This is a genomic window from Paraburkholderia oxyphila NBRC 105797 (genome assembly GCF_000685075.1).
GTDB classification, from domain to species: domain Bacteria; phylum Pseudomonadota; class Gammaproteobacteria; order Burkholderiales; family Burkholderiaceae; genus Paraburkholderia; species Paraburkholderia oxyphila.
In genome coordinates, this window is record NZ_BAYD01000056.1 from 17,774 (window position 1) to 44,722 (window position 26,949).

24 protein-coding genes and 1 pseudogene are annotated in these 26,949 nt (G+C 62.2%); 14 read left to right on the forward strand and 11 right to left on the reverse strand.

Translation table 11 applies throughout. The features are described from left to right. Positions 1–243: 243 nt before the first annotated feature. Positions 244–690 carry a hypothetical protein gene (locus BO1_RS29230; RefSeq protein ID WP_028220584.1) on the forward strand — a complete coding sequence of 149 codons (447 nt, stop codon included), beginning with the start codon at positions 244–246 and terminating at the stop codon, positions 688–690. Positions 691–805: 115 nt separating this feature from the next. On the opposite strand, the gene rpsU is transcribed toward BO1_RS29230, so the two are convergent. The 6 genes from rpsU to BO1_RS29260 all read right to left on the reverse strand — a co-directional run bounded on the left by rpsU (position 806) and on the right by BO1_RS29260 (position 7,286). Continuing rightward, positions 806–1,018, reverse strand: coding sequence for a 30S ribosomal protein S21 (gene rpsU, locus BO1_RS29235; protein WP_006401410.1), 213 nt, complete (start codon positions 1,016–1,018; stop codon positions 806–808). 403 nt (positions 1,019–1,421) lie between these two features. Further along, positions 1,422–2,363, reverse strand: coding sequence for an aldo/keto reductase (locus BO1_RS29240; RefSeq protein ID WP_028220585.1), 942 nt, complete (start codon positions 2,361–2,363; stop codon positions 1,422–1,424). Positions 2,364–2,455: 92 nt separating this feature from the next. Beyond that, positions 2,456–2,776 carry a flagellar protein FliT gene (locus tag BO1_RS29245; protein WP_052409635.1) on the reverse strand — a complete coding sequence of 107 codons (321 nt, stop codon included), beginning with the start codon at positions 2,774–2,776 and terminating at the stop codon, positions 2,456–2,458. Positions 2,777–2,787: 11 nt separating this feature from the next. Next, complete coding sequence (fliD, locus tag BO1_RS53230) at positions 2,788–4,677, reverse strand: flagellar filament capping protein FliD (RefSeq protein ID WP_052409636.1); 1,890 nt, start codon at positions 4,675–4,677, stop codon at positions 2,788–2,790. Between the two features lie 134 nt (positions 4,678–4,811). Next, positions 4,812–6,017: a flagellin gene (locus tag BO1_RS29255; RefSeq protein WP_028220588.1), complete on the reverse strand. Its 1,206-nt coding sequence runs from the start codon at positions 6,015–6,017 to the stop codon at positions 4,812–4,814. Positions 6,018–6,146: 129 nt separating this feature from the next. Beyond that, positions 6,147–7,286 (reverse strand): flagellin, encoded by a 1,140-nt coding sequence (locus tag BO1_RS29260; RefSeq protein WP_028220589.1) that lies wholly within the window; start codon positions 7,284–7,286, stop codon positions 6,147–6,149. A 279-nt stretch (positions 7,287–7,565) separates the two neighbouring features. On the opposite strand from BO1_RS29260, the gene BO1_RS53235 reads away from it, so the two are divergent. Further along, positions 7,566–9,011, forward strand: a complete 1,446-nt coding sequence (locus BO1_RS53235) for a tetratricopeptide repeat protein (protein ID WP_052409637.1) — start codon at positions 7,566–7,568, stop codon at positions 9,009–9,011. 87 nt (positions 9,012–9,098) lie between these two features. Here BO1_RS53235 and BO1_RS29270 read toward each other — a convergent pair. The 4 genes and pseudogenes from BO1_RS29270 to BO1_RS29285 form a co-directional block, all read right to left on the reverse strand. Next, positions 9,099–9,740, reverse strand: a pseudogene (locus BO1_RS29270) (class I SAM-dependent methyltransferase); the annotation flags it as partial. Between the two features lie 30 nt (positions 9,741–9,770). Then, on the reverse strand, positions 9,771–12,797 hold the full coding sequence (locus BO1_RS53240) for an O-linked N-acetylglucosamine transferase family protein (protein ID WP_052409638.1): 3,027 nt from the start codon (positions 12,795–12,797) through the stop codon (positions 9,771–9,773). A gap of 392 nt (positions 12,798–13,189) precedes the next feature. Beyond that, positions 13,190–15,361: a phosphocholine-specific phospholipase C gene (locus BO1_RS29280; RefSeq protein WP_028220591.1), complete on the reverse strand. Its 2,172-nt coding sequence runs from the start codon at positions 15,359–15,361 to the stop codon at positions 13,190–13,192. 44 nt (positions 15,362–15,405) lie between these two features. Next, positions 15,406–15,666, reverse strand: coding sequence for a hypothetical protein (locus BO1_RS29285; protein WP_156992444.1), 261 nt, complete (start codon positions 15,664–15,666; stop codon positions 15,406–15,408). A 255-nt stretch (positions 15,667–15,921) separates the two neighbouring features. Between BO1_RS29285 and BO1_RS53245 the strand changes: the two genes are divergently transcribed. Further along, entirely contained in the window at positions 15,922–16,830 is a 909-nt protein-coding gene (locus BO1_RS53245; protein ID WP_043287080.1) for a LysR family transcriptional regulator, read from the forward strand. Positions 16,831–16,928: 98 nt separating this feature from the next. On the opposite strand, the gene BO1_RS29295 is transcribed toward BO1_RS53245, so the two are convergent. Then, a complete protein-coding gene (locus tag BO1_RS29295; RefSeq protein ID WP_028220593.1) occupies positions 16,929–17,906 on the reverse strand; it encodes a hypothetical protein in 978 nt (325 codons plus the stop codon). 838 nt (positions 17,907–18,744) lie between these two features. Between BO1_RS29295 and BO1_RS56545 the strand changes: the two genes are divergently transcribed. From BO1_RS56545 to BO1_RS29350, 11 genes are all read left to right on the forward strand, one after another. Next, complete coding sequence (locus BO1_RS56545; RefSeq protein WP_052409639.1) at positions 18,745–19,758, forward strand: hypothetical protein; 1,014 nt, start codon at positions 18,745–18,747, stop codon at positions 19,756–19,758. After that, entirely contained in the window at positions 19,755–20,051 is a 297-nt protein-coding gene (locus tag BO1_RS29305) for a hypothetical protein (RefSeq protein WP_028220594.1), read from the forward strand. The genes BO1_RS56545 and BO1_RS29305 overlap by 4 nt, the downstream gene beginning before the upstream one ends. 531 nt (positions 20,052–20,582) lie before the next feature. Continuing rightward, positions 20,583–21,722, forward strand: coding sequence for a tyrosine-type recombinase/integrase (locus tag BO1_RS29310; RefSeq protein WP_028220595.1), 1,140 nt, complete (start codon positions 20,583–20,585; stop codon positions 21,720–21,722). A gap of 376 nt (positions 21,723–22,098) precedes the next feature. Beyond that, positions 22,099–22,287: a helix-turn-helix transcriptional regulator gene (locus tag BO1_RS29315; RefSeq protein WP_043287083.1), complete on the forward strand. Its 189-nt coding sequence runs from the start codon at positions 22,099–22,101 to the stop codon at positions 22,285–22,287. After that, positions 22,284–22,499, forward strand: a complete 216-nt coding sequence (locus tag BO1_RS59530; protein WP_156992445.1) for a hypothetical protein — start codon at positions 22,284–22,286, stop codon at positions 22,497–22,499. The genes BO1_RS29315 and BO1_RS59530 overlap by 4 nt, the downstream gene beginning before the upstream one ends. Then, positions 22,486–23,298, forward strand: coding sequence for a helix-turn-helix domain-containing protein (locus BO1_RS29325; RefSeq protein WP_043287085.1), 813 nt, complete (start codon positions 22,486–22,488; stop codon positions 23,296–23,298). The genes BO1_RS59530 and BO1_RS29325 overlap by 14 nt, the downstream gene beginning before the upstream one ends. Before the next feature lie 290 nt (positions 23,299–23,588). Continuing rightward, positions 23,589–24,050, forward strand: a complete 462-nt coding sequence (locus BO1_RS29330; RefSeq protein ID WP_028220598.1) for a hypothetical protein — start codon at positions 23,589–23,591, stop codon at positions 24,048–24,050. Between the two features lie 33 nt (positions 24,051–24,083). After that, on the forward strand, positions 24,084–24,404 hold the full coding sequence (locus BO1_RS29335; protein ID WP_028220599.1) for a hypothetical protein: 321 nt from the start codon (positions 24,084–24,086) through the stop codon (positions 24,402–24,404). 46 nt (positions 24,405–24,450) lie between these two features. Then, positions 24,451–24,723, forward strand: a complete 273-nt coding sequence (locus tag BO1_RS29340) for a hypothetical protein (protein ID WP_028220600.1) — start codon at positions 24,451–24,453, stop codon at positions 24,721–24,723. 8 nt (positions 24,724–24,731) lie between these two features. Further along, positions 24,732–25,022: a hypothetical protein gene (locus tag BO1_RS29345; protein ID WP_028220601.1), complete on the forward strand. Its 291-nt coding sequence runs from the start codon at positions 24,732–24,734 to the stop codon at positions 25,020–25,022. A gap of 140 nt (positions 25,023–25,162) precedes the next feature. Then, complete coding sequence (locus BO1_RS29350) at positions 25,163–26,890, forward strand: phage tail tape measure protein (protein ID WP_028220602.1); 1,728 nt, start codon at positions 25,163–25,165, stop codon at positions 26,888–26,890. Positions 26,891–26,949: the final 59 nt, after the last annotated feature.

Below are 26,949 nucleotides of genomic sequence, written 5' to 3' on the forward strand. Positions count from 1 at the left end.
ACTAGCTGGGCCGGCCAGGCTACGGTGCACAAACAACAGCGGATCTGCGCGATTTCCACCTGTCTTGGTGCGCGGCCTAACGGTTTTCTCGTGGCACGCCGTTATAACTGAAAACGGCACGTCCGGGTTTGCTGCACCGGTAGCAGGCGCAACAAGGGACCGCCCACCGCGGGGAGCGCGCCGCAAGGCACGCAGCGGCGCATTTGCAGGGCCTTACCGCTGTGCGTCGCGCAGGGGGCTGAAATGAAAAACGTGCACTTCCTGACTCATCAGGAGATTTTCGACCGCGCCGTGGCGCACCTCCATGGACAAGGGCGCGCGGCGCTCTTGCCTTGCGGCGGCGGAGCGTATCGGAACGGCTACAGCGGCGGCTCGCGCAACTACGGTGGCTGTCCGGTCGGCAGTTTCATCCGTGCGCGCGACTACATCAGCGCAATGGAGGGCATCCCCGTGGGCTATCTCGCGCGTGAGGCGAACGAGGTGCCCGCATGGATGGACGTTGGCGTCGCCGCGCTGAAAAAGGCACTTCTGCGCGCCCACATCAACATTTACGACCCCAACACCGTGAATCTCCTGAGCTGCCTGCAGAACGTCCACGATGTCTTCGGCGTCTGGGAGTGGCACGATCGGCTACTGTCGATCGCTGCGCAGTTCGGGCTTTCGCCGCAACGGCTTCAGGACGCCGCTTGAGCCAAAGCGGCGCGTACTCGCGCAATCGAAATCGAAAACCAGCGCCAGAAATGCAAACGGCGGCGCAGCTTCTTGCGAAGCATGCGCCGCCGTCTGGCGGAAGCTGAAGCGGCTCTTAGTGGAGCTTCTTCGGCAGCATCTGGCTGCGCAGACGCTTGTGCAGGCGCTTCACAGCAGCAGCCTTCTTGCGCTTGCGCACGGCCGTCGGCTTTTCGTAAGACTGACGCTCACGCAGCTCGGCGATCAGGCCATTCTTTTCGATTGCACGGCGGAAGCGGCGGATGGCCACTTCGAACGGCTCGTTTTCCTTCAGAAGAATCGTCGTCATGTATTTCCTAACTCAATCGCTTGATACGGTTCAAAGGCGCGAACGGCAACCACCATTCACGCACCGGCCCTCCGGTCGTTCGCCACGATGGGGGCGTAACGAAAGGCAAGGCGGCCACGGAGGCCGGAAAAGAGAAGTAGGGGGTTCACAGCGGAACGCGATCAGGTAGACCTTGCTGCAACACACCTGACCGCCGGTTTGCGGCCGCCAACAGTAACGAACACGGCAACAAAACAGGCAAAGATCTCAATTCACTCCCAATGATATCAGGAAAAGATCTTGCCAGCCACACTTTCTTGATTCTACTCAGACACTTGCGTGGCGAACACCGCCCGGCGGGCCCGCCACGCACCTAGGACTCCTGGATGAACGCGTTGCGCCCCTCGCGAGTCGCGTTGCGGGTTCAGGCGCTCGCGTCGTTGAGCGCCTGGATGTCCGCCGGATCGAGCTTCAGGCGCACCGCGGCCACGAGGCTCCCGAGTTGCTCGAGCGATGTCGCGCTCGCGATCGGCGCGGTGATGCTCGGCCGCGCGATCAGCCACGCGAGCGCCACGGCCGCCAGCGAGCTGTTGTGGCGCCCGGCCACGTAGTCGAGCGCCGCGAGAATGCGCACCCCGCGATGGTCGAGATAGCGCTCGACGCGCGAGCCGCGCGTGCTCTTCGCGAGATCTTCGCGCGAACGGTATTTGCCTGACAAAAATCCGCTCGCGAGGCTGTAATAGGGCACGACCGCGAGCTTCTGCGCGAGCGCCACGGGCTCGATGTCGGCCTCGTAGGCGGCGCGATCATACAGGTTGTATTCGGGTTGGAGGATCTGGTATGCGGGCAGACCGGTCTTGTGCGCAACTGCGAGGGCTTCCTCGATGCGCGCCCCCGTGTAGTTCGACGCGCCCACCACGCGCACCTTGCCCGCCTCGATCAGGCGCTGGTAGGCACCGAGCGTCTCCTCGAGCGGGACCTTCTGGTCGTCCTCGTGCGAGAAGTAGACGTCGATGTGGTCGGTCTGCAGGCGGCGCAGCGAGTCTTCCACGGCCGCCTGGATGTTCGCGGCTGAGAGGCCGGGGCGGCGGGGGTCCTTTGCCACTTTCGTTGCGATCACCACCTTTTCGCGCTTGCCACTCCGGGCGAGCCATTTGCCGATGATGGTCTCCGATTCGCCGCCCTGGTTGCCGGGCACCCAGGCGGAGTAGACGTCCGCGGTGTCGATGAAATTGAGGCCGGCGTCGGTGAAGGCGTCGAGGATCGAGAAGGAGGTTGCCTCGTCGGCGGTCCAGCCGAATACGTTGCCGCCGAACATCAGCGGCGCGACCTGCAAGGCCGAAGTGCCGATCCTGCGTAGTTCCATGGTGTCTCCCAAAAAAAGCGGGAATGAGGAACTGCTGAGGATACGCCGGCTCGACGAACCTTGCTGGCGCGCCACGCAATCGGCGCGACCAGCTACATGCGGGCGACGCTGTGATAGGACTTGACCGCGCTATAGCGCGACATCGCCCCCGAGAATTTCGCCATTTCTTCCGCGAAGGCAGTCTGCAACTCGGAGCGCGAGTTGGCTGCACGCGTCAAAATCTGCGCGTCGATGGCCTGAATGCGCTGCACGACGTCGAGCGACTCGCGCGGCTGCTCCGGCTGCAACGACATCAGGAGCGGATCGCGCACGAGAGAAAGGCGCACGACCTCTTCCCAGTTTTCGAGCAACGACGCAGCTTCCATCTGCAACGTATGCGACAGCACTGTCGCGAGGATTTGGGACTGGTTCACGCCGGGACTCCTTAGCCGCTCTTGGCGGTCGCAAGTGCGCCCGCGCTATTGGCGCCGCCGAACAACGCCGTCAGGTATTGCGTGTTGCTGTTCATCGTCGCCATTAACGTGTTCAGCGCGGTGAACTGCGCATTGTATTGCGAGGTGAGCTGCGCGATATACGCAGTCAGTTGTGTCTGCTGGTCAGTGATGCTCTGCAGGCTGCTGTTGAGCGCAGTGGTCGCGTTGGCAATGGTGCCGTTGGTCTGTGTATAGCCTTCGATGTCGTTGTTTAGTTGGGTCCCGATGCCGTTGGTCGTGTTAAACAACGCAGCCACGGTCGAAGGCGAGTTCTGCAACGCGTTATTGAGTGTCGTCGAATTCGTCGACAGCGTGCCGTCCGCGTTCAGCGTAATGCCAATGGCCGCGAGCGTGACCGTTCCCGTGCCAGTTTTGACCCCGCTGCCCACGATGCTGGCGAGCGCGTTCTGCATCGAATTCACCACCGAGCTCCCCATCAGAGGGCCCGCGCTTCCCGACGAGCCCGAGGACAACGTGCCGGTCGTCAAGGTGCCGAAGGTCGAGACGAGCGAGTTGTACAGACTGACGAAGTTCGTGATCGTGGTGGCCTGCGTGGATGTGTCGGTGGCGACCGTGAGCGTCTGGTCGCCCGTCGCGCTCATGCTGAGCGTGACGCCCGCAATCGCGCTCGTCGAGGAGTTCGTCGAGCTCGTGACCGTCGTTCCGTCGACCGTGAACACGGCATCCTGCGCCGCCGTCGTCTGCGACCAGCCGCCGGTGGAGCTGATCGTCGACGTGTTCGTCGCAGCCGTCGAAGTTACCCCGAGGCTACTCAGGCCGTTGTCCGCCGTGGCGTTGACGCCGACGCTGATGGTGTTCGCCGCACCGGCCGTATTGGACGTGAGCACGAGCGATTGCGTGCCGTCCGTATTCGTTTGCACCGATGCCGTGAGGCCGGGATTGCTGCTCGATCCGTTGATGGCATCGGCAATGCCTTGCAACGTGTTGTTCGAGCTATCGATACTCAGCGACATCGACGTCGAGCCGAGCGAAACGGTCAGGGAACCCGTGCCTAGCTGTGCGCCGCTCGTGAACTCGCCCGACGTGATCGATTGTGCGTCGGTGGCGTCCGCACCGGTCGTCTGCGTCCAGGCGAGCGAACCCGTAGACGCGATCGTCGAGGCCGAGGTCCCAGCCGTCGAGGTCACCGCGAGCTTCGAAAGGCCGTTGTCCGTGGTCGCGGAAACGCCGACGCTGATCGTGTTGGCGGCGCCAGTCGCCGACGAGCGCAACACGAGGTGAGCACCATCGGAACCCGTCACGATGGTCGCCGTGACGCCGGGGTTGTTGCTCGCCGAGTTGATCGCAGCCGCAATGCCACTGAGCGTGTTGTTGGTGCTGTTGATCGAGATCTGGGCCGAGTTGCCGCCAACCGAGACCGTGAGCGTGCCGGTGCCGAGCTGTGCCGTCGAGCTGAACGCAGTCGAGGACAAGGCCTGCGCCGTCGCGAGCTGCTGGACGTTGATGTCGTAGGAGCCCGCGACCGCACCGGTTCCCGCCGATGCCGTGAGCCCGGTGCCGCTGGACGTCGCGGTATAGGTCGACTGCAGCGAACCGTTGGACAGCGACGCCACGCCTACCTGGAGCGCCGAAAGCGCGGCGGAGAGCGTACCGTACGCCGTAATCTGGGTGGTGTCGTTCGTTTGCTCCGCCGAGAGAACGGCGGATTGCCCTGCTGTCTTGGCATTGACCAGCGCGGTCACCAGCGAGTTGACGTCCATCGACGAGTTGCCGGTGGAGCCGCTGATGAGCGACTGCGCCGCTTCCTGCACGGCCGTATTCGCGCTCGACTGCGCCGCCGTGATTGCCGCGTTGGTGGTGGCCGTGTTGATCGTCGACATGCTGGAACCTTTAACGCCGGAGTTGACAGGACTTTGCAAACGAAGAATGGGAGGCGAGCCTCCCATTGGGTCAAGCAGGGGCGGCGCGATCCGCGAATGTCATCGGAAAAGCGCTGCCCATGTCTGCGCTGCGCTTACTGGAGCAGCTTCAGCACTTGCTGCGGCTGCGAGTTCGCCTGGGCCAGCACCGAGATGCCGGCTTGCTGCAGCACCTGCGCCTTGCTCAGGTTCGCCGTTTCCTGCGCGAAGTCGGCGTCCGTGATCTGCGACTGCGCGCTCGACAGGTCGGTCGACTCGGCCTGCTGCGTGGTGGCGATGCCTTCGAAACGGTTCTGCGCCGCGCCCAGCGTTGCCTGCAGGTTGTTCACCGTCGACAGCGCCGAGTCGATCGACTCAATCGCAGCGCTCGCGCCGTTGGCCGTGCTGACGTTGATGTCGGCAACTTGCGGAACGCTGTTGTTTGCGTTGATCGACGAGACTTCGTTCGATGCGTTCACGTCCGTGACGTTGTATGCCGTCGCCGCGGTCGAAGTCAACGTCGCTCCGGCAGACGCGTACGTAGCCGTCGCGCCGCCCGTGGTCGCCAGCGACAGTTGGCCAGTGCCGCTCGTCACACTGATACCGAACGCGCTGCTCAGCACCGAGGTATCGGTGATCGCCGTATTGTTCTGGTCCGTGAACGTGTAGCCGCCGCTGCCGTTGGCAATCACGTTGATTTCCGTGAGCTGCGCCGTCGTGTCGCTCGAGCTCGTGGCGGCGCCACTCGTGTCCACACCCAGCGACGACACGTCGACCGTGCCCAGCACCGTGCCGCTTGCCGCGCTGCCGCCGCCGAGCTGCGAGGCCGACATGTTCGTCGACAGGTTCAGCGTCATCGTCTGGCCTACGTTCGCGCCCACCTGGAACGTCACCGCGCCGGCCGAACCGTTCAGCAGGTTCTTGCCGTTGTACGTGGTCTGCGAAGCGATGCGGTTCACTTCCGCGATCTGCTGCTGCACTTCCGACTGCAGCGACTGCATGTCGCTCGACGACAGCGTGCCGTTCGACGCTTCCACCGCGAGCTGACGGATCGTCTGCAGGCTGGAGGTGATCTGCGACAGGCCGCTGCTTGCCGTTTGCACGATCGAGGTGCCGTCGTTCGCGTTCGACACGCCCTGGTTCAGGCCGTTGATCTGCGTTTGCAGCGTCGTCGAGATCGCCAGGCCTGCTGCGTCGTCCGCTGCGCTGTTGATGCGCTTGCCCGAGGACAGGCGCGTGATCGCCTGCGACAGGGCGCTGCCCGAACCGTTCAGGTTCTCTTGCGCGACGAGCGAGCTGATATTGCTGTTGATGGTGAGCATTCGAATCTCCCAAACGGCATCAATGCCAAACTTCTGTTTGTCCAGTCGGGCAGGCCTGATGACGCTGCCCCTGACTGGTTTACGGTCGGGGCGGGGCAGACTTTAGCCCCCGCCTCCACCCGGTAACGGTTACTGGAGCAGCTTGAGCACTTGCTGCGGCTGCGAGTTCGCCTGCGCCAGCACCGAGATGCCGGCTTGCTGCAGCACCTGCGCCTTGCTCAGGTTCGCCGTTTCCTGTGCGAAGTCGGCGTCCGTGATCTGCGACTGGGCGCTCGACAGGTCGGTCGACTCGGCCTGCTGCGTGGTGGCGATACCTTCGAAACGGTTCTGGGCCGCGCCCAGCGTCGCTTGCAGGTTGTTCACCGTCGACAGCGCCGCGTCGATCGACTCGATCGCCGCGCTCGCGCCGTTGGCCGTGCTGACGTTGATGTCGGAAACTTGCGGAACGGTGTTGTTCGCATTGATCGACGCGACTTCGTTCGATGCGTTCACGTCGGTCACCGCCGTGCCAAGCGTCAGGACGCCGGAGCCGCTCGATGCCGCAATGCCCGAGAACGCGCTGCCCAGCACCGACGTATCGGTGATCGCCGTGTTGTTCTGGTCCGTGAACGTGTAGCCACCGCTGCCGTTGGCGATCACATTGATTTCCGTGAGCTGCGCCGTCGTGTCGGTCGAGCTCGTGGCGTTACCACTCGTGTCCACGCCCAGCGACGACACGTCAACCGTGCCCAGCACCGTGCCGCTCGCTGCGCTGCCGCCGCCGAGCTGCGAGGCCGACATGTTCGTCGACAGGTTCAGCGTCATCGTCTGGCCAACGTTCGCGCCCACCTGGAACGTCACCGCGCCAGCCGAACCATTGAGCAGGTTCTTGCCGTTGTACGTGGTCTGCGAAGCAATGCGGTTCACTTCCGCGATCTGCTGCTGCACTTCCGACTGCAGCGACTGCATGTCGCTCGACGACAGCGTGCCGTTCGACGCTTCCACTGCCAGCTGTCGGATCGTCTGAAGGCTGGAGGTGATCTGCGACAGGCCGCTGCTTGCCGTTTGCACGATCGAGGTGCCGTCGTTCGCGTTCGATACGCCCTGATTCAGGCCGTTGATCTGCGTTTGCAGCGTCGTCGAGATCGCCAGGCCTGCTGCGTCGTCCGCTGCGCTGTTGATGCGCTTGCCCGAGGACAGACGCGTAATCGCCTGCGACAGGGCGCTGCCCGAACCGTTCAGGTTCTCTTGCGCGACGAGCGAGCTGATATTGCTGTTGATGGTGAGCATTCGAATCTCCGAACGGCTTCGAGCCAGATTTCTTGAGGTTGGATGGGACGACGACGCTGTGATGATCGCCGCCTCTTGCTCGTTTACGGTTGGCTGCCGAAAGACTTTAGCGGGGCCCGGAAATATGCGGGCCGGATCGACGCAGCGCGCGAGCCTCGACGTCTTGTGCCGTGCAGCGCCTGCGCGCGCGGCGGCGCGGCCGCGAGCAACCGCGCCCCTCAACTTCCGCGCGGATCGGCCGTTATCCGCAGAGGAGAGGAAAAATGCGAGGCAGATGACATGGCGCAGGGCAATCACGCGGGGCAAACGCCGGGTCGTGCCCAGCAGGTGCCTGCGTGCTCGAGCGTCGAGCGTTATCACGCGGCGCTGCGCTGTTACACGCACGGCGCCTTCGACGACGTGCTGCGCACGCTTTCACCCTTGTTCGCCGCCTTCTCGGGCCTGGCGCTCGAGGTGCGCGTCGCGGCGCTCAATCTCGCCGCCGCCGCATCGCTCGCGCTCGACCGTCCGGAACACGCACTCGCGCACTGGCAGTCGGCCGTCACGCTCAAACCCGATTACGCCGAAGCGCACAGCAACCTGGGCGTGGTCCTGCGCCGGCTGGGCCGCTTCGAGGAGGCGGCTCAGGCGTGCCACATCGCGCTTGGCCACCGGCCCGATTATGCGAGCGCGTGGAACAACCTCGCGAACGCGCTCGGCGATCTCAGGCGCCATGCAGAGGCCGAATCCGCCTGGCGGCAGGCCATCGCGCTGCGCCCCGACTATCCCGATGCGCGCTACAACCTTGCTCAATGTCTGCTCGCCGCCGGCCGCTTCGAAGAGGCGTGGCCTTTGCACGAGGCGCGCTACGACGCGCGCCTGAGCGACCGGAATGCGTTCGCGCCGCCGCTCGCGCTGCCACAATGGCAAGGCGAGCCACTCGCAGGCAAGTCACTGCTCGTCTGGACCGAGCAGGGCTATGGCGACCTGATTCAGTTCGGGCGGTTTCTTGCGCCGCTCAAGGTAAGCGGCGCGCGCCGCGTGACGCTCGCGTGCGCGAGCGCACTGCACGCCCTCTTCGACGGCGCGCCCGGCATCGACGCTGTAACGCACGAGCAAGCCGTCACCGATCCCTCGGCATTCGACTACTGGACGTTTGCGCTGAGCGTGCCGCTGCACCTCGGCACCACGGCGCAAACCATTGCGCCCGCAGTGTGGCTAAAGGCGCCGGCCACGCGCGTGGCCACATGGCGCGAGCCCATCGCGCGGCTCGACGGCCTGCGCGTCGGTCTCGTCTGGAAGGGCAATCCGGCACACAAGAACGATGCGAACCGCTCGCTGCCCGCGCTGGAAACGCTCGCGCCACTCTGGGACGTCGCGGGCGTGCGCTTCGTGAGCCTGCAAAAAGGCCATGGTGAGGACGAGGCACGCCACGCGCCGACGCACCTGCCAATGCTGCACCTCGGCTCGGCACTCGGAGATTTTGCCGATACCGCGGCTGTGCTCGATCAGCTCGATCTGCTGATCTGCGTGGATACGGCGATCGCGCATCTGGCCGCCGCCCTCGGCAAACCTTGCTGGGTGCTGCTGCCCGGGATCGGCACGGACTGGCGCTGGCAGCGCGAAGGACACGAGTCGATCTGGTACCCTGGGACGCTGCGTCTTTTCAGGCAGCGCGCGGGAGGAGATTGGGCTGAAGCGATCGCCGAGGTTCGCGACGCCCTCGCGAAGCGCGTGGCCGCCTGAGGTAGCGCGCGCTCATCTGCCCTGAAAGGAATCGAACGACGAAAGGCGCCGCGAAGCCAATCGATTCGCGGCCTCTCGAACGCAGGTCTAATGTGCGAAATAGAGTTCGGCCATCTCGCGCATTTCCGGCTCGCCGCGCGGGCTTTTGCTCGCGAGCGCCCAAAGGTCGAAAGTGGCGGGGCGCGCAATCGTCGCCACCACGGCGAAGCCCGCCGATTGCAGCGAACCGCGCAGCACGCGTTCGGTGAAACCGCAGCGGTGCGCCATGTACAGATTGCCCTTCGCCATCGACGAACGCAGCCCGTAGAGGATATCGAGCGGCGCGATCGGTCCGCCTGACGAGATGTACGCGGGCTCCAGCAGCCGGTCCTGCGCGACGAGCGCGCATACCGACTTCAGGTCCGGACACGTGATCACCGCGAAGCCGTCGTCGCGCAGCACGCGATGGAACTCGCGCAGCGCGACTGAAACTTCGTGCGGGTAGAGATGCTCGATGTTGTGGCTCGAGTACAGGGCATCGACCGAAGCGCTCTCGACTGCGCTCATGTCCGTCATCGTCCCGACGATGTCCGGCTCGACCGAAGGGTCGATATCGAAACGCAGCTCGCGCCACTCGTGCGTGTTGAAGCCTTTGACCGTATTGGCCTTGCGCGCCGGACCACAGCCCACGTGCAGAAAGGATTTGCTCATCTTGATCGAGTCGAATAACAAGGTTAGTTTGCGCCGTCGACGCCGGGCATTTGCACGGCGCCAGCGGCGTCAGGCCATGACATCAAAGGCGTCGAACTCAGACGCGCCGCTCACCGTAATCAAGGGCCCCGTGTCGGGCTGCTCGCGTGAGAGCGCCTCGACCTCATGATCTCGCCAGCCGTACGCCTCGAGCTGTGCGCAGATGCGCTGGCTGGCGGCGTGGTTGCCCTTGCGCAGCAAATCCGCCGCGAGGTGGCGTGCCTGATGCAGCGCCGCGACCTCGCCGAGCACGCGCGGCACCTCGCGGTCTCCCGCGAGCAGGGTCGCCGCGCGAGCTAGCGGAGCGAACGCCTCGTGATAACGGCGCAACTTCGCGAGCGCAATACCGATCGCCTTCTGCGCGTGCGCATCGTCCGGGAACGTCTGCAGCATCTGCCGCGCGACCTGGAGCGCCTGCTCGTGGAGGCCGTTGCGGTTGAGCGCGTCGAGCGTCGAGATGAACTGCTCGAACAGCGCCGCGATCTCGGGCGCGAGCTGGCTCGCCTTTTCCGCGCGAGCACCGAGACGAATGCGTTCCAGTTCGAAGCCGCGGTCGCGCGCCTGGTTCAGAATGCGCTTCGCGCCTTCCGTTCGGTCACAAGCGAGCAGCGCCTCAATATAAATTTCCCAGCGCTCTTCGTTTTCTGGTTCGGTCTGCACCGCAGAGCGGAAATAATGCAAGCTCTCGGTGGGACGGCCGCGCTGGATCGCGAGCACGCCAAGGTTGTGATTGACCTCCGCATCATTCGGGCGCAGACGCAACACCTCGCGATACAGACACTCGGCCGCGTCGAAATCGCCGGCAATCTGGCACTCGGTCGCCGCCTCAATGTTTTGCGCAATGGCAGCGTCGGGATCGGCCGGTGCTTCATCGCAGTGGATCTGCCACATCTGCTCGAATGCGTCTTCGAGCCCGCGCGTGAAACGCGGTGCGTCGTAAAGCGGCGACGCGTGCATCTCGTCGCGCAACGCCGCGCGATGCGCTGCCAGCGTCGCCGGATCGGCCGCCATCGAGCAGGCCAGCTCGATGAAGGCGTCCTCGTCGGCGGCGATCCACTCGGGATGGCCGAGATTGTTCAGGATGCCCTCACCCATGTGCGCGACGAAGCGATCGCCCTTTTTGACCATCACGGGCACGCCCATCCACAGCGCTTCCACGGTCGTCGTGCCGCCGTTGTACGGAAACGGATCGAGCGCGATGTCGATTTTGTGGTACGACGCGAAATACTCCTTGCGCGGCGTGGATCCCTCGAGTATCAGTCGCTCAGCGGCAATGCCGTGCGCCGCAAAGCGCGCGGTGATGTCGTCGCGGTTATACGGCTCGTTGAGCTCCGTCGCCTTCAGCATGAGCTGCGCGTCGGGCAGGCGCTGAAGCAGGCGCGCCCAGAGCGCCACAACCGCATCATTGACCTTGCTGAGCTTGTTGAAGCAGCCGAACGTGACATGGCCGTTCTCCAGCATCGGCAGCGGACCGACCTCCACCACGTCGGCGGGCTCCGAGAAGCACAGGTAACCGTCGGGCAGGCGCCACGGTTTCTCGGTCATCTGCTCTTCCTCACCTTCGGGCAGCGTGTAGCGGTCGCCAATGAAGTAGTCCATCGTCGGCATGCCGGTCGTGGCGAAGTAGCCGATCCAGGTCGCCTGCACCGGCGCCGGCTTCCATGCGAAAAGCGGCAACCCCGACTTGGCGGTGTGGCCGGACAGGTCGATGAGGATGTCGACGCGGTCCTCGTGAATCTTTTCCGCGCTAGCCTTCGCCGTCATGTCGACCAGACTGTTCCATTCCGTCACACGCTGCCTGATGCGCTCGGTGACGCCGTCCTCGCCACGCACGGTCGAGTACACCACGGGCTGCACACGAGCATGGTCGAGATGTCCGAAGACGCTCTCCATGAAGTAGCCGACCGGGTGCGAACGCAAATCGCCCGAGACGAAGCCGACGCGCAGCGGACGGCGCGCGCGTTCGGCCGCAGATGGCGCGGCGTGGAGATACGGCGTGCAGCCCGCCATCACGGCATGACCGTAGGCTTTGGCCACGGCCTTGTTCTCGAGAATGGGTAGCGACTCGTCGTAGTGCTGCAGGAACAGCATGGTGTCGTAGAGGCTATAGTTGTCGGGCATGAGCGAGAGCATCTGCCGTAGCCATGTGACCGATTCGTCGGTGCGGCGCACGCGCCCGAGAAAATTAGTGAGATTGCCGTAGGGCTCGGACATGTGCGGCTTGAGCGCAATGGCGCGCTTGCAGGCATCGATGGCTTCGTCGAAGCGTTTCATCGCAGCGAGCGCATTGCCTGACGAAATCAGCGCGGCGTAGTTGTCGCGGTCGATCTCGAGCGCGCGGTGGCAATTCTCAAGCGCCTCCTCGTACTTCTCCTGCTTGATCAGCACGTTGGCCAGATTGCTATAGACGGCCGGGTTCGTGGGATCGAGTTCCACCGCGCGCTTGCCGCAGCTGACCGCCTTCTCAAACTCACCCACGCGGGCCCATAGCAGCCCGAGATTCTGCCAGGCGGCGAGATTTTCCGGATCTTGCTCGCGGAGTTCCTCGAACACGTCGATCGCCGCGCGATTGTCCTCGTCGATGAGCAGCAGCACGCCCAGCTTTTCACGGGCGCGAATCAGTTTGGGATTGAGCTCGATGGCCTTGCGATAGGACTCGATGGCCTTTTGCTTCTCCTCGTCCTGCTCCGCTTTCGCGCTCATCTGCGCCTTCGACGCGTACGCTTCGCCCAGATTCATGTGGCACAGCGCATAGTTCGGGTCGCTGGCGATCGCCTTGTTGATGAGCTCGATCGCTGTCTCGTGATCGCGCTGGCTGCTGGCGAGCACGCCGAGCGAGCGCATCGTGCTGATGTGGTCCGGCTCGGCCGCGAGAATCGCGCGATAGAGCGTGCCAGCCTCGGCGAGACGCCCCGCCTCATGATGACGCCAGGCGAGCTGGAGCGTTTCGGGTATCGATGCCGGCGTCTGGGCCTCGCCGCCCGCGACGCGGCAACACTGACTGGAAAGCTGGCCGCTGCCGCACGGGCAAGGGTCGGAGGGGATGCTCGTGTTCATGTCTGTAGACGGTTCCGGACGGGAATTAGCACGCGACCGCCGGGCGCCGATGTTCCGGTCGAACCGGCGGCGAGGCGCACACGAGTTGGGGCACGCACGCAAGCGCGGCCCAGCCCGGCACGCACGGCGGGACTTCTACTGCGTGCAAGTCTAGACGCGAGGGCGCGGCGTCGATTGCCCGAGCAGGGCCGACTTTCCCCCGTAATTCGCGCAGCGCACGAACAGAGGCAGGCGTCAAAAGAAGCTGCGGATAAAAAAGGGGGGGAATGGGAACCCGAACTGGGTACACCCGGCCGCGATCGACCCCGCAACCCGTGCCTGCGCAAGGCGTCGCGCAAGCCGCAGGTTGCTGGTTCGTCCGTTCAGTACTCAACCGAAGCGATCGATCCCGCTCACCCCTTCACCGGCCCCGGATCGCTCTGACTCGGCCGCCCCGTCTCCACGTGGCCCGCGAAGCGCCGCACGACCTTGTCCGACGCGCCGCCGACCGTCGACGCTGCGATGTTCAGGTCATACCACCCATGGCTCGAGCTGAGCTCCCAGTGGTCCTGCATCGTCTGCCCGGGCCGCAGCGTGTAGTGCCGCGAGTTCGCGCTGCTATACGCGTTATCGACAATGACGCTGCACGCAGCACCACCACTATTGCGCAACTCAAGATACACGTGTCGATTGCGCACGTCATAGCCAATACGCGCTTCCGGATTCGCGTGATGGCCATCAACCGCGACTTGCACATTGCCCTGGAATTCGCACACATAGCCGTTCGGCCCATAGACCGCCAGATGGTACGCACCCTGCGCGGCCGTCGTGCTCCAGTAATCGGCGAAGTTATCCCGCGCAGCGACCGTATAGCGACGCGGCGGATTGGTCGGATTCAGGCGGTCATACACGTAGAACGCCGCACCCGCTCTGCCTGAATTCGCGAAATCGAGCCACAGATTGCCGTCGTGGCCGCTCACCCGGCTGTGAACGAAGACTTCGTACGGCAGCGCGCGCGCCGGCCGCGTGCCGGGCTCCTGCGTCGGCATCGTCTGTGGCGAGGGCACCTGGTACGCCTGCCCGGCCGTCTGAATGTGCTGCGGGACCGTGAAGCTCACCGTCGACGTATCCGGCTTGCCTGAGAAGTCAAACGCGGAAGTCAGGTCGCCACAAACCGAGCGGCGCCACTCGCTGATGAGCGGCTCCTGCACGCCGAAGCGCGCCTCGAGGAAGCGCAGCACCGACGTGTGATCGAACGTCTCCGAGCAAACCCACCCGCCCTTGGACCACGGCGAAATCACGATCAGCGGCACGCGCGGCCCGAGGCCGATCGGCTGGATCCCTCCAGGGTCTGCACCCGGGATCAGCGGTCCCATCTCGCTCGGATACTTGCCGAGATCGAGGTATTCATCGCCGATATTCGAAAGCAGGCTCGACGAGATCATCCCCTCGCCGTTCAGCCCGCTCGAGAGCGGCGGCACCGGCGGCACGACGTGATCGAACAGGCCGTCGTTCTCATCGTAGTTGAGGATGAACACGGTCTTCGCCCACACGTCCGGGTTCGACGTCAGCGCCTCGAGAACCATGTTGATGTAAAACGCGCCATCAGTCGGCGACGCGGACGGGTGCTCGGAGTACAGGTCAGGCGCAACGATCCATGATACCTGCGGCAGCTGGTTGGCCTGCACGTCGGCCTGGAGCTCGAGAAGCGTGTGGTTCGAGGCGCCCTTTTCGACGAGCGGACCGCTCGCACCTTCCGCCACCTGAAAGTTCTTGAAGAACATCAGCGAGTTGTCGGTGAAGTTGTCGGTCGGGCTATTCGGAAGACCCGTGCCGCCCTGATACAACTTCCAGGAGATGTTCGCGTTCTCCAGACGCTCGGCATACGTGGTCCAGGTATAGCCGTTCGTATTATCACGCTCGCCAAGGCCGGGGCCGTTCGGCGGATTGCCAACGCCGTAGATGTTGCGCGAATCGATCGTGCCGGACCACAGGTAGATCCGGTTCGGCGCGGTATCGGCATGCACGGAGCAATGATAGGCGTCGCAGATCGTGAACGCGTCGGCGAGCGCGTAGTGGTACGACAGATCCGCGCGCTGCAGATAGCCCATCGTCAGCACGTCCTGCTTCTGGTTCACCCACTGGTCCCACAGGCCGTAGTCCCACGCAAGATGGCCGGTGCTCCAGCCATGGTTCGTGCCCGGCTGGTATTCGCTCGTCAGCTTCGGATTGAGATAGAACGGCAGCACGTAAGGCGCCGACGGGCTCAAGCCACGCGAATTATAGTGCGACGTCTGCACCGAAGCGGGCGGCTGCTGCCAGACCGGCGCGCCGTTGGGCAGCTGGTGCGGGCGCGGATCGTTGAAGCCGCGCACGCCACGCAAGCCGCCGAAGTAATGGTCGAACGAGCGGTTCTCCTGCATGAAGATCACGACGTGCTCGACGTCCTGAATCGTGCCGGTGCGTGTCGCGGCGGGCATGGCGAGCGCCTTGCGGATCGCGGGCGGAAAGGCTGCATAAGCAGCCATCGCGCCTGCCGACTGCGTAGCAAGGCGCAGGAAATCACGTCTGTTTTTCGACGTCATGGGAAATCCTGTTATTGGGGGAAAAAGTGGAGGTGTCCTGAGAATCAGTGCGCGCCGCTCGCGTTGGAGTCGGGCGCCCAATGCATGTCGGGTGCGCCCGGCGCGTTGTCTTCGCCACTCGCGTTCGCATTCGTGCCGGCGCCCGCCATCTGCTGGCTGTTTTGCAGGGCGTTCTGCTGACTGCTTTGCGGGTTGCTCGCTCCCGGCGAAGCCGAGGAGCCATCGCTGTCGCTGCCGCCGCACGCGGCGAGCACGAGAGAAAAGTGCAGCGCGGCGCAGAGGGCGCGCATATCGAATCGACGCATGAGAATCGGTCCGTGGATGACGAATGCGGCCATTAACGCATTGGCGAATGTCCTCGAAGTGACCGGTTCCACCAGCTTTCTTGCGGTGTACCTCAGCTTTTTTGTTTGAGGCTTTGCTGAAAAATCGTCTCTGTCGACCGATGAGTGCGCAACTGCACGCGAGCGCGGCATCCACCGGAGCGTGCGCGCGTCACGCGGCGGACACATCGGCACGCTACGCTGTCGCGCGGGTGCGGAGGAGAAGAGGACAGCATTTTGTTCGATCAGTTGAAGGCGTTCCACGCGACGGTCCGCCAGGGCAGCATCACGCGTGCCGCGCGGCACCTCGGCGTGAGTCAGCCAACCATCGCCGCGCAAATTCGGCAGATCGAGCAGCTATACGGCGTCGAGCTGTTCTATCGCAGCGGACGCCGCCTCGCCGTCACCGAAACCGGCATCGCGCTCTTGCCGCTCGTCGAGAAGATGATCGACTTCGAGGCTCAGGCCGACATCATGCTGCGTAACGTCGGCGGCCTGTTCGAAGGTCAATTGAGGATCGGCGCGACGGGGCCCTACTACATCATGGACGCGATCAGCCGCTTCTCGAAGGCGCATCCGGCCATCGCGCTCACTTGCCGGATCGGCAATTCGGAAGACATCCTCAACGCAGTGCAGGAGTTTCGGATCGACCTCGCGGTGTCGTCGCATCGCAATGATGCGGATGGGCTCGAGCGGCGCGTGATCTCGACCGATCCGCTCGTGCTCGTCGTGCATCACAGCCATCCGCTCGCGCGCTTCGAGGCAGTCGACGCGGCGCGCCTGGCCGACGTGCGTCTCCTGATCCGCGAAACAGGCTCGGTCACGCGCAGCTGCACCGAGGAGATTCTCGCGAAGGCCGGCGTCGCACCCGCCTCGATTGCGGAGATCGGCAGCCGCGAGGCGATTCGCGAAGCCATTCTGCACGGCGTGGGCGGCAGTATTTTTCCGCTCGGCGAAGCGGAGCGGCATCCGGCTCTGCGCGTGATCGCACTGCGCGACGTCGATACGACGATCGACGAATACATCTATTTCCTGAAGGCGCGCCGCCAGAGTCCGGCGATCGACGCGTTTCTCGCCTGCATCGCGCCGGGGGGCGACAGAAGGGACAACGCAAGGCGAATGCGCGAGGCGTCGGTGGGGTGTTGAGGGGGACGTTCGAGGAATACGAGCGGACCGTCACGGTCCGCTGCGGTGTGGGGCGGGTGGCATTCACAGGGGAGCCCCGTTCCCCCGAACGCCAACGATCAAAGAAAGGGACCCGTATAGAGGACGGTTTGCGGCCCTATCCCGCCGTTGTTGCCGTATTTGTTTACGATCGTCAGGGTGCCGCCTGCGTGCGTATAAACCAGCTTCCCGTACTTCTGGAGGTCCTGGTATGCGCTCTTTTGCGTCTCGAGCGCAATCTTGCGCGCGACAGCCTGATGATATGCCTTGCCCGCGAGAGCCTTTTTGCTAAAGGGGCTCGCGTAAGCCTTGGGGTTGTCTCTGTATTTATTGTCTATTTCGAGCCATTCTTGCGCCGCCTTGTCGCTATCGATGGCACGTCTATACGCTGCCCATTGCTTCATGACCCGGTCGATCTTCGGGCTGCGCAGAAATTCCTCTTTCTCGAGCGCGATATCGATGGCCGCCTCTTGCTCGACGCTCGATTTACCCGTCGTTTCGTCGAAGCCCACCGCCCCGGTTCTCGCGGTCATGGTCATCGTGCGCCCATGGTCGCTGCATAGATAGTGGAACATCTTGTACGCGAAACTGGTGTTGAGCAGTGTTAGCGGGATCATCCCCTGATGATCGAGGTCTCTCGCGTAATATTCGTCGGTTCGGGCGCCGTAACACATAACGAGGGCGACTTTATAGTGCTTGCTCCGCTTGGGCAGCACCTTGCGGATCAATCTGCCGAAGTCTTTCCACGTACCTAGCGCTTCCCCACCCGAAGCCTTCGCGAAGGCGTGCTCGGTATCGTTCGCCAAACCGTGCGTGCACAGGTAGATTTTTTCGGCGACGTCGCAGTCGTCGCGTGCCGCTTTCAGCTTGTTCCCCAGTGGCGTTCCATCCTGCAAATCCTTGAGCTCGTCGAATAGATCGTGGATCGGAACGACATCCTCGCCAACGAGCACGGTCCTGGGCCCGGCCTGGATTTTTGCCTCCAGCCCTCGTTTCACTCTCGTTACGGGCCCGATCTGCTCAGGGTCCGCCAAATTCAGGATCACTAGCCGCGGCATGTTGTGGTCTCCGGAATCGAATTGTTCCCCATGAGAATCCCGCGTCGATCACTGTCGCGTCTCCTGCTGCTGCAAGAGCGGAACGCCGTGGAGGGTGTATCGAATTTCGACGCGAGTCTGTTGGGGAAATTAGTTCAATTCCGGACGAAACTCAACGTGTAGGCAGATCGCGGCAACAGAATATGCGCTGGGCATTCGATCTGCCGGAGGGCTTTGCTTTGTGGGGATCTACGCGAGTCTTGTATTGGCGCGCCCGGCTGGGATCGAACCAGCAACCCCTGCCTTCGGAGCTTTGGCGACACGCAGCACACCCTTATAAATCAAGGCCTTACGCAAATCGCAAACTGTAAGATCAAGGCTAAGCAAGGCCAATCCTGCTCGCCCAGGCTGCAATTTAGCTGCGGATCTGGAGTACTTTTGCCCCTCGCCATCAAACGCGCCGACATTTCGCGTGGCTTGAGGGCTTTGCACCACGTCATCGTGCATCAAATTGCATCATTCCACTTGCCAATAGCATGCCCTGTATGCCGCCCCCAGGGACCGTTGGGACGGGTGACTCGGTGTACGAAGAACATTCTGTTAAGAGAAGCCCGCATGCGCGGTGGGGTCTGCGATCTTGGGGCAACTGGTAGGTGCCCCAAGATCGCGTATAAGCGCCCGGACGCACTCAGGTTTTCCCGGTGGCTGCCAACACTACGGCGTCAGATTGATGGGCGCTGGATAATGGCGACGCAGGCTCAGTGGGTTCAGCGCACGGAAACTGGAGCGAAATCAATAGCTGACGGCGCGTTTTCCGATATGTATGCCGGTTCCTCGTCGTGTCAAGGAACCGTTGCCCATGTGGAACACCCTTTCCGTGCCGCTCGAAAACGGGTGGCAATGCACGCTCATTCCGGGGCCGCAGTATTACGACCTGATGTGCTGGGGGCGCGGATACCGCAATATGTCGGCCCGTCAACTTTACCCAAACGCTGGTCGGGACAATGCCTCGCGGTCGTGGAATGCGCGGCCCCTGAGCGAAGTGGACAAGAGCGAGTTGTGGGAGAAAGACCGGCTGAGACAGCTTGCGGATGACCGGGCGGCATTTGCCCGTCACTTCCGTCCACGCTGGGACTTGCATACGATTACCGGTGACGACAACTTGCGCCATGTTCAGCGCTTTCGGAGCGCTACGCTGGATGTAGTTCACTGGGAGCAGCCGACCGACAATGAAAGCGTTGAGCGCATGCTCTGTGAGGCCGTCGCGAGCGGAAGGCTTGTTCCGGTGGTCAATCATGAATACCGGGGCTTGCCGCGCGTGTCGCAGCCCACTCCCGGGCCACAGCACTGGCCCGCGACGAGTGGCGGCGGTGGTTATGGATACGCGCCCAAGGTCCTGAACGCCAGTGAATTTGATGCGCTACGGCGGGCCAATGGCGAGCTTCCCCCGTTGGACTCAGGGAGCGGCGTCGTGAGTGCGACGCTCGATCCACGGCCCGCCTTGAGCACCCCGGTCACTGCAGATGATGGCTTTGGCATGCTTGGCGCTGTTGCATCGGCAGCGAGCGCGCTACTCGGGGACAATGATTCGGGCGATGACGATGACGTGTTTAGCACCGACTACGGCGGCGATTCGACACCGCTTGGCGATGCTCAGCCGTTCGAGTACATACCGGACACGTTGAGTGATGATGTAACGGAGCTTGTCGCGCGAGGTGTTAGCGAAGCCGAGGAAGCCGAGTGTGACGCGATCTACGATGCCGAAATGATGGCGTGTTCTGCGGCTGGTGCAATCTATCGCGATCCGCGCACCTATGCGTTGTGCAAGCAGCGCGCGTTTCAGAACTATCAAACCTGCCGAGGTTATTCATGAGTCAAAGACAAACTGCGTTCATTACCTACTTCGACGAGCACAGTGGTCAGGTGAAGTTCTGCGTTGTGCCACGACACTTCGTTCAATCGGCGATCGATCGCGTGATGTGTATTAGCGTGCCGCCAGACGCCCCCGAACACACCGACAGCCCATTTACCGACGAAGACGCTCGGAAGCTTGGCGGTATGGCAATCCTCGCCATCGCGGGCGCAAACCCCGAACTACAAGCACGCATCCAGATCACCACCGAAATGCCGATGGAGTGGAAGCCAACCAAGCCATCGAAGGGGTAAGCGAGTTCAAGCACGCAACGAAGACCGACGTGATCGCCGAAACCCTGACCGAGCAGTCCAGACTACAGCCGATTAACGGGACGCCGCCTAAGCAAGCGAAAGAGTAAGCGCCCAAACTAGAAGCCGCCCCTCTCCCGAGTCGGCCTTTTTGTGCTTGTCACTCGTCCTCTTAGCGATTGAGGGAGGCAGTGAAGCAAAGCGAATTCAAACGATGGCTGGCCACGCAAGGTGCGAACTTCAAGGAAGGCACGAGACATACGAGGATCTAACTGAATGGCAAGCAAAGCGTGATGCCCCAGCACCCAAGCTCCGAAGTCGGAAAAGGAAACCTAAGTGCTTTACTTCGTGTGGCGCGCCCGGCTGGGATCGAACCAGCAACCCCTGCCTTCGGAGGGCGGGATTTTACGTTTATCGAGGGTTAGCAAAGTTCATCGATACGCCTGAGAGCCCCGCCAAATAAGGCATCTAGGTAGTTTGTGGTTGAGTGAGGTTCAGCGTAGAATTTCCGTATCGTTTCCGTACGGATAAGACATGGCTGAAAACATCACTTCAAAGAGCGCGCGTGAAAAGCTTGCGGCGCGCAAAGAGCCGTATTGGTCGCGCCTCGAAGCCGGTCTGTATCTCGGGTATCGTCGCGCTGAACAGGGGCAAGGAACCTGGATTGCGCGCCGTCGCGACGAAGCCGGTAAGCAGAAGTACCACGCTCTCGGCACGTTCGCCGAATTTGACGACGCGGCGAGAGCGGCCAACCGCTGGGCGCAGGCGGTGGATGCTGGCGTATCCACACACGGAATGACGATTACCCAAGTGTGCGCCCACTATGTCACCGACCTGCGAACCAGGAAGGGGAGCAAGAGCGCCAACGATGCGAAGGGGCGATTCCGCCGCTTGGTGGACTCGGCCAGTATCGGCAAGCTCGACGTTGCCAAGCTGAAAACTTCCCATGTTCGCGCGTGGATCGCCGCGCAGGTCGAAATGGATGAGGCTGACGCGGAGGATGAAGACGATCTGCGCCGCGCAAAAGACTCGGCGAACCGCAATCTGGCAAGTCTCAAAGCGGCGCTGAATCTCGCGCTCAGGGATCGACTGGTTGCAACTGATGCCGGATGGAAAACGGTTGGGAAGTTCGCGAGCGTCGGTCGGCGGCGCGAAGATTTCCTGAATGCAGAGCATCGTAAGGCGCTGTTAGCGGCCTGCCCCAGCGATCTGGCTAACCTGGTCAAGGCAATGCTATTGACCGGCGCCCGTCCCGGCGAGCTGGCCCGCGTGCGGGCGCTGGACTTCGACAAGACGCTAGGGACTGTTGCGCTCGACGGCAAAACCGGGCGTCGCGTCGTCACGCTCTCGACGGCTGCGGCCACATTCTTTGCCGATCTCTCATCGAGCAGGATTGGCAACGCGCCATTACTCGCCACGGAATACGGCCAGCAGTGGAATAAGGATAGCTGGAAAAAGCTGTTCAAGCAGGCGGTTCAAGATGCTGAACTTCCGCCGACAACGGTTATGTACACGCTGCGGCACGTCGCAATCACCGAATTGATCAACGCGGGCATGGATAGCTTTCTTGTCGCCAAGTTAGCCGGAACCAGTACCGCAATGATCGACAAGCATTACGGGCGCGCAAAGCACGATGAAACACGCGCAAAGCTAGATGCGGTGGCGATCCTGTAGAAGGCGTTGTTTTTGGGCGATTATTCGCGAATATGGGCTAGATTGGTCGTCAATGCTATTGACGGCCCCAACCGGAAAAAGTACTATTCAGCTACCGTCAAGTAGTGTGCGCAACAAAAAGCCCGTCCAGCCTAACCGCGAACGGGCTTTGTTGTTTACGCACCACAATATGCATCGATATACCTCGTTTTGCCCCAATGCGCTTGACGGGGTGGGAGGGAATTGATAGCATTCGGCTACCGTCAAGTATTGCGCTTGTGAAGCCCGCTCAGCTTAACCGCCAGCGGGCTTTTTCCGTTTACCCGCCTAACCATTCATTTGTTGTCCGCGCCCGCGACGCCTAACGGCCAAGCGGGCTTTTTTATTGGAGATTCGCATGTCCGCATCGCCGCTTATCCGCTTGCCCGAGCTTGAGCAACTTACGCACCGCTGCAAGGGCTCAATTTACAACGACATGAAAGCGGGGCGCTTCCCGCAAAGCATCAAGATCGGCCCGCGCGCCATTGCCTGGCATCGCGCCGATGTTGAGCGCTGGCTGGCTAACCCGGCTGGGTACGCGCAGTGATCGGCGCACCGATGGCGACAGCCGCGCCTGAGCCCGCTGTACGCGTGTCGTTGCGGCAGGCTGCGCGTGAGGCGGGAATGACGCCGCGCACCTTCCTCAAAAACGTGCGCATCGCGGAGCGCAAGGGCTGGATAAAGGTTCAGCGTTTTTCGGCTGACGAATACGGATTCACGCCGATGATTCCGGAGGGGTTCGAGCGTGTCGCAGATTAAGTCCTACGAGTGGATGGCAGCGTTTAAGGCGTTGCCGCGCAAGGCGATGGACACGCACACGCGGGCCATTCTCTTTGTGATCGCAACCTTTCTCAATGACAAGGAAGGCAAGCCCGCCTTCCCGTCAACCGAAACGATCGCAGAGCAAGCCGGAATGTCAAAGCGCGCCGCACTGGAACACATCGGCAAGGCAGAGCAAGCCGGATGGCTTCGCATCACCCAGGCGCGTGGCAATGGGCAGGCATGGCGGCGCAACGAGTATCACCCGGTAATCCCAAAGGGCGCGGAGCTACCACCCGAAACGGATAGCGCGCAAGGTGGTGACGCAGGATCACCAGCTTTGCCGACCGTCGAATCTGACGCGGGAAAGGTGGTTACTTTGACGCAAGGTGGTGACTCTGGCGACACGGACGCGGTTACTTTGACGCAAAAGGTGGTTACGGAGCGTCACTCTATCTACGAAGGGAACTACGAATATAAAACCCGTTCGTTCGCTATCGCTCACGAACCGTCTGCGGCCGGAAAATCCGGCGCTCCGACGATAGATGAATACGCCCGCCCGGCGATCAGCGTTCATTGCCAATCCTACTGCGAAACGCACGGCATCAAAGACCCGGGCGAACGATGGGCAGAGTTTGGCGACATGGTTCTCTCGGAGCGACCGGACCTAGCCGCAGAGCCATACGGATTACCAACGAGCAACGCGTTTCGCTCCTGGGTGCAAGGGCGGCGGGAATGGAACATGAGGACCAAGCCGTGGGCGTACCGCAAAGAACGCGCTAGCGCCGCAGCGGCTTGAGCGCCTCCCTCTAAAAGCCGGTTTTAGTCGGTTTGCTGGCGCGGCAATCGGCAAAAGCGCATTACCCGGCAAACGCCGATGGCGATTCCAGCCGCTTTCGCACGCCTGGCGCGGGCTGATGGAGGTGTGCCGCTAGGGTAGTATAGGCGAGTGATCGCCAGCCTGTTATAGGACCGTTTAAAGGGTTTGCCAGAAAACGGAGGTGTGCCGGAAAGCAATCGAAGCACCTAGCAATGAGCATATCCGATACCAATTTGGTATGCACTCCTAAATTTTAATCGAGAATCAGTATGCAAGACACAATCAACAAGCAAGCCCCCGACGTGCAACTCAATGCGTTGGCGAGCCGCATCACGGAACGGCTCGCCGCCGCCGAGCAACTCAAAAACGAAGGGCAGCACCTCGCAAATCGGCTGGGCGGTCTGCGCCGACTTGCGTCCCCGAGTACCGCCGATATTCAAGCCCTGACCGATGAAATTGGCCGAAAGGCTGCGGAGCGCGAAGCAATCCTTCGCGAAGTCGAAGATCTTCGGCGTGCCGAGCCCGAATTGCGGGCACGCGTGCGCGGCTATCAGCAAAGCGTGCTGGATCGGCACGCGCGAGCCTACGCAGCAATTCAAGCCGAATGGGCTTCCGCTATCGGCGATCTGATGCCCCTCATTCAGCGCGTGCGCGCCGCTGGTCATAGCGCTGGCATTCGTCGCTTTCTCACAGACGATGAACTGCTCAACCTCCGGACCAAGCATATCTAACCCGATTCACTAACTTTCCAAGAAAGGAAACTCGTGTCTGTAACTCTTATCGCGCAAAGCGTCGTGCCGGTTTTCTGCCAAGTGAGCGGGAACACCTACGACCCGACCTACGTTGGTGAGCCGTTCGTCGTTCCGAACGGCGATGTTCCGACGCTCAAGGCGGCGGGGTGGCTCGACGCTGGCCTGATGTCTCAATTTGGCCAATCGGCGGCGCCTACGGCTCGCGCCATTCCGGTTGTCGACGTTGGCGGGTACATGACGCCAAACAACACATACGCCGGGGTGTTCCCGCCGAAGAACCTGGAAGACGCTCTAGCGAACATCTTTGCCCGCCTGGCTGCGGCGCACCTTTAACGAACTCGCCCGCCACCGTGCGGGCAACTGACAACAGGACTGGAACATGAGCATTCAAGAGACGCGCGAAGAAACCGAGGCCCGATTGAAAGCGGCTTACGAGCAACGAATCGAGGCAGAGCGGCGAGAAGCCATCCGCAACGGCTCGGACGCCGAGTATGCGGCCCATAAGGCGGCGATGCTGAAGACGGCGCGCGCAACGGAGATCGGCAAGACGGCGCAACGCGATACGGGCAATGTCGTCGGGTTGAGTGACGCCGACTACGAGAAGCGCAAACGCGGCATGCTGCGCGCCTCGCTCTACTCGCGCACCCGATAGGAAAACACATGAAAGCGAAGTTTGACCCGATCACCGAATCGAAAATGATTCAGAGCGGCGCGTTTATGAGTGAACGCGAGGCGCGCGATTTTACCGGCCTTACTGACATTGACCGATTCAGCGATGCAATTAACCCCCTCGAATGCGACCCGCCGTTGGCGTGCGAGCCTTTCCCGAAGCCGTGCGCCGCATTCAAGCGGGCCGCGCATTACGAAGATTGCGAGGGTTGCGGTAAATCGGTTTTCTACTGGCATACCGCCGATGTAAAAGCCTGGGAACGCAACCGACACGCCAGCTAATCCGCCGCTGACAGCCCCCTACAGGCAATCTCGCTGCGGGGGCGCTGAGTCGAAAGACAAACGAAAGGGGAAATATCATATTCGAAGCATTCCGCGTGGGCGTGCGACTCTCGCTTGTTAATGAGATGTCGCACGGCCTTATGGCCGTGATTGGCGACCTGAACAAGGGCGAGACGGCCACAAAAAAGCTAACCGAGTCATTCGGCAAGCTCAGTTTGGCGGGTAAAACCGCCTTTAGCGGCGCTTTGGCTTTTGGCGCTGGCGCTGCTATTACGGCAGCAATGAAGCCCGCCCTTGATGCTGCTCAGCGCTTGCAGGACGCCCAAATCTCGGCGAGCGAGGCGGGCATTCATGGATCAGACATGGCGCTACTGAAGGCGCAGGCTTTCAACGATGCACAAAAGAACCTCGGTACGACCATTGCCGGCAACACGAAGCTCCTGACTGAATTGTTTAGCGTTACCGGGAGCATGGCGGGCGCGGTATCGCTCGCCCCGCACCTTGAGCGCGTTCAGAAGGCGATGGAATGGCGCGGGCAAAACGGCGACGGTCAGGGTTATGCGGAGGCCAAGGCGCTAGAGCATCGCGGCGACCGGGTATTCCAGAACCCGGCCATTCGGGATGCGGAGGCGTCTGCTATCGAGCGCGTGAACTTCGCCACTGGCGGCAAGGTTTCGCCTAAAGATTTCCTTGCGGCATCGCAGACCGGCAAACAGGCGTATCAGGGCTACGACAGTAGCTTCTTGACTGGTGCATTAGCGGCCTATATTCAAGTCCATAGCGGCTCTACGGCGGGTTCGCGTGGCGCAATGGCGGCGCGCACGTTGCTCGGCGGCCACGGTGACAAGAAAGCCAAGGCGTTCTTTCAGGGCTTGGGCCTGATGGGCAAGAGCGGGAACCTGACAGGCGATCAGGCTGCGGCATTCGCTGCTGACCCAGAGAAGTGGATTAACGGCCCGCTGCGCTCCGCCTATATGGCTCGGCATAAGGGCGCTACCGACGATCAATTTTCGCGCGATGTAGCGGCGAACACGAACGGCAGTACGGGCGACTTCCTTTCATGGTTCATCACGAACCGCGAGAAGGTTGAAAAGGATCAAAAGGTATTCGCTGGCGCTGACAGTGGCGACCAAGCATACGCGAAAGGCAAAGCGGGCAAAACGGGCGCACACGACATTCTTTTGCAATCGTGGGAGAACCTGCTTGCTACGCTCGGCACGTCGCTATTGCCGCTGGCGACCAGTGCGACCACAAAACTGGCGGCGGCCATCAACAGCCTAACGGCATTCGCTGAGAAGCATCCGATGCTGACCAAGTTCGCCATGGTCGGAACCGCGCTTACCGGCGTGATTCTGATTGTCGCGGGCGCTGTGGCTGTGGTCGGTGCGGGCTTCGCGGTGCTTGCGTCGGTGTTGGCTGGCGTTACTGCGGCAGGCGCTGCCACCGTTGCAGGGTTCACGGTGGCTGTTGGCGGCCTCATCGCCCTAGGCTCATGGTTGCATGGCCTCGATTGGGGTGCGATTTGGCAGGGGATCAAAAACGGATTCCTCGGCTTTATCGGCTTCATTGGTGAGGCGTGGAAGCATCGGCCTACGTGGCTCGGCGGCGACGGCGCTACGGCGGTCCCGAAAGCGGGCGTGAACGGCGCGACGCAAGCTGACGTTGACTATTACGCCGCGCTCAATAGCAACAAGATTGCGCCAAAGTCTACGTCTGTGACGGTCCATACCACGAATACGCTCGACGGCAAGGTGGTTGGGCGGCACACCGCGACGTACATCGCGAAAGACCTTGCACGGTCTGCGCGGGGAGACAGCACGACCGGTCCAGATTACGGCGCTGGGTTGGTTAATCCGGGTAACTCTTAATTAGAACGCGACGCGTCCATAGCGGGCGCGTCCCTTGGCATACAACAATCTATAAAGCA

What these genes read in the sequence shown, in the direction of transcription:
- BO1_RS29230 (WP_028220584.1), top strand. Translation starts at nt 244, where the DNA reads ATGAAAAACGTGCACTTCCTGACTCATCAGGAGATTTTCGACCGCGCC.
- rpsU (WP_006401410.1), bottom strand. Translation starts at nt 1,018, where the DNA reads ATGACGACGATTCTTCTGAAGGAAAACGAGCCGTTCGAAGTGGCCATC.
- BO1_RS29240 (WP_028220585.1), bottom strand. Translation starts at nt 2,363, where the DNA reads ATGGAACTACGCAGGATCGGCACTTCGGCCTTGCAGGTCGCGCCGCTG.
- fliD (WP_052409636.1), bottom strand. Translation starts at nt 4,677, where the DNA reads ATGTCGACGATCAACACGGCCACCACCAACGCGGCAATCACGGCGGCG.
- BO1_RS29255 (WP_028220588.1), bottom strand. Translation starts at nt 6,017, where the DNA reads ATGCTCACCATCAACAGCAATATCAGCTCGCTCGTCGCGCAAGAGAAC.
- BO1_RS29260 (WP_028220589.1), bottom strand. Translation starts at nt 7,286, where the DNA reads ATGCTCACCATCAACAGCAATATCAGCTCGCTCGTCGCGCAAGAGAAC.
- BO1_RS53235 (WP_052409637.1), top strand. Translation starts at nt 7,566, where the DNA reads ATGGCGCAGGGCAATCACGCGGGGCAAACGCCGGGTCGTGCCCAGCAG.
- BO1_RS53240 (WP_052409638.1), bottom strand. Translation starts at nt 12,797, where the DNA reads ATGAACACGAGCATCCCCTCCGACCCTTGCCCGTGCGGCAGCGGCCAG.
- BO1_RS29280 (WP_028220591.1), bottom strand. Translation starts at nt 15,361, where the DNA reads ATGACGTCGAAAAACAGACGTGATTTCCTGCGCCTTGCTACGCAGTCG.
- BO1_RS29285 (WP_156992444.1), bottom strand. Translation starts at nt 15,666, where the DNA reads ATGCGTCGATTCGATATGCGCGCCCTCTGCGCCGCGCTGCACTTTTCT.
- BO1_RS29295 (WP_028220593.1), bottom strand. Translation starts at nt 17,906, where the DNA reads ATGCCGCGGCTAGTGATCCTGAATTTGGCGGACCCTGAGCAGATCGGG.
- BO1_RS56545 (WP_052409639.1), top strand. Translation starts at nt 18,745, where the DNA reads ATGTGGAACACCCTTTCCGTGCCGCTCGAAAACGGGTGGCAATGCACG.
- BO1_RS29305 (WP_028220594.1), top strand. Translation starts at nt 19,755, where the DNA reads ATGAGTCAAAGACAAACTGCGTTCATTACCTACTTCGACGAGCACAGT.
- BO1_RS29310 (WP_028220595.1), top strand. Translation starts at nt 20,583, where the DNA reads ATGGCTGAAAACATCACTTCAAAGAGCGCGCGTGAAAAGCTTGCGGCG.
- BO1_RS29315 (WP_043287083.1), top strand. Translation starts at nt 22,099, where the DNA reads ATGTCCGCATCGCCGCTTATCCGCTTGCCCGAGCTTGAGCAACTTACG.
- BO1_RS29330 (WP_028220598.1), top strand. Translation starts at nt 23,589, where the DNA reads ATGCAAGACACAATCAACAAGCAAGCCCCCGACGTGCAACTCAATGCG.
- BO1_RS29340 (WP_028220600.1), top strand. Translation starts at nt 24,451, where the DNA reads ATGAGCATTCAAGAGACGCGCGAAGAAACCGAGGCCCGATTGAAAGCG.
- BO1_RS29345 (WP_028220601.1), top strand. Translation starts at nt 24,732, where the DNA reads ATGAAAGCGAAGTTTGACCCGATCACCGAATCGAAAATGATTCAGAGC.
- BO1_RS29350 (WP_028220602.1), top strand. Translation starts at nt 25,163, where the DNA reads ATGGCCGTGATTGGCGACCTGAACAAGGGCGAGACGGCCACAAAAAAG.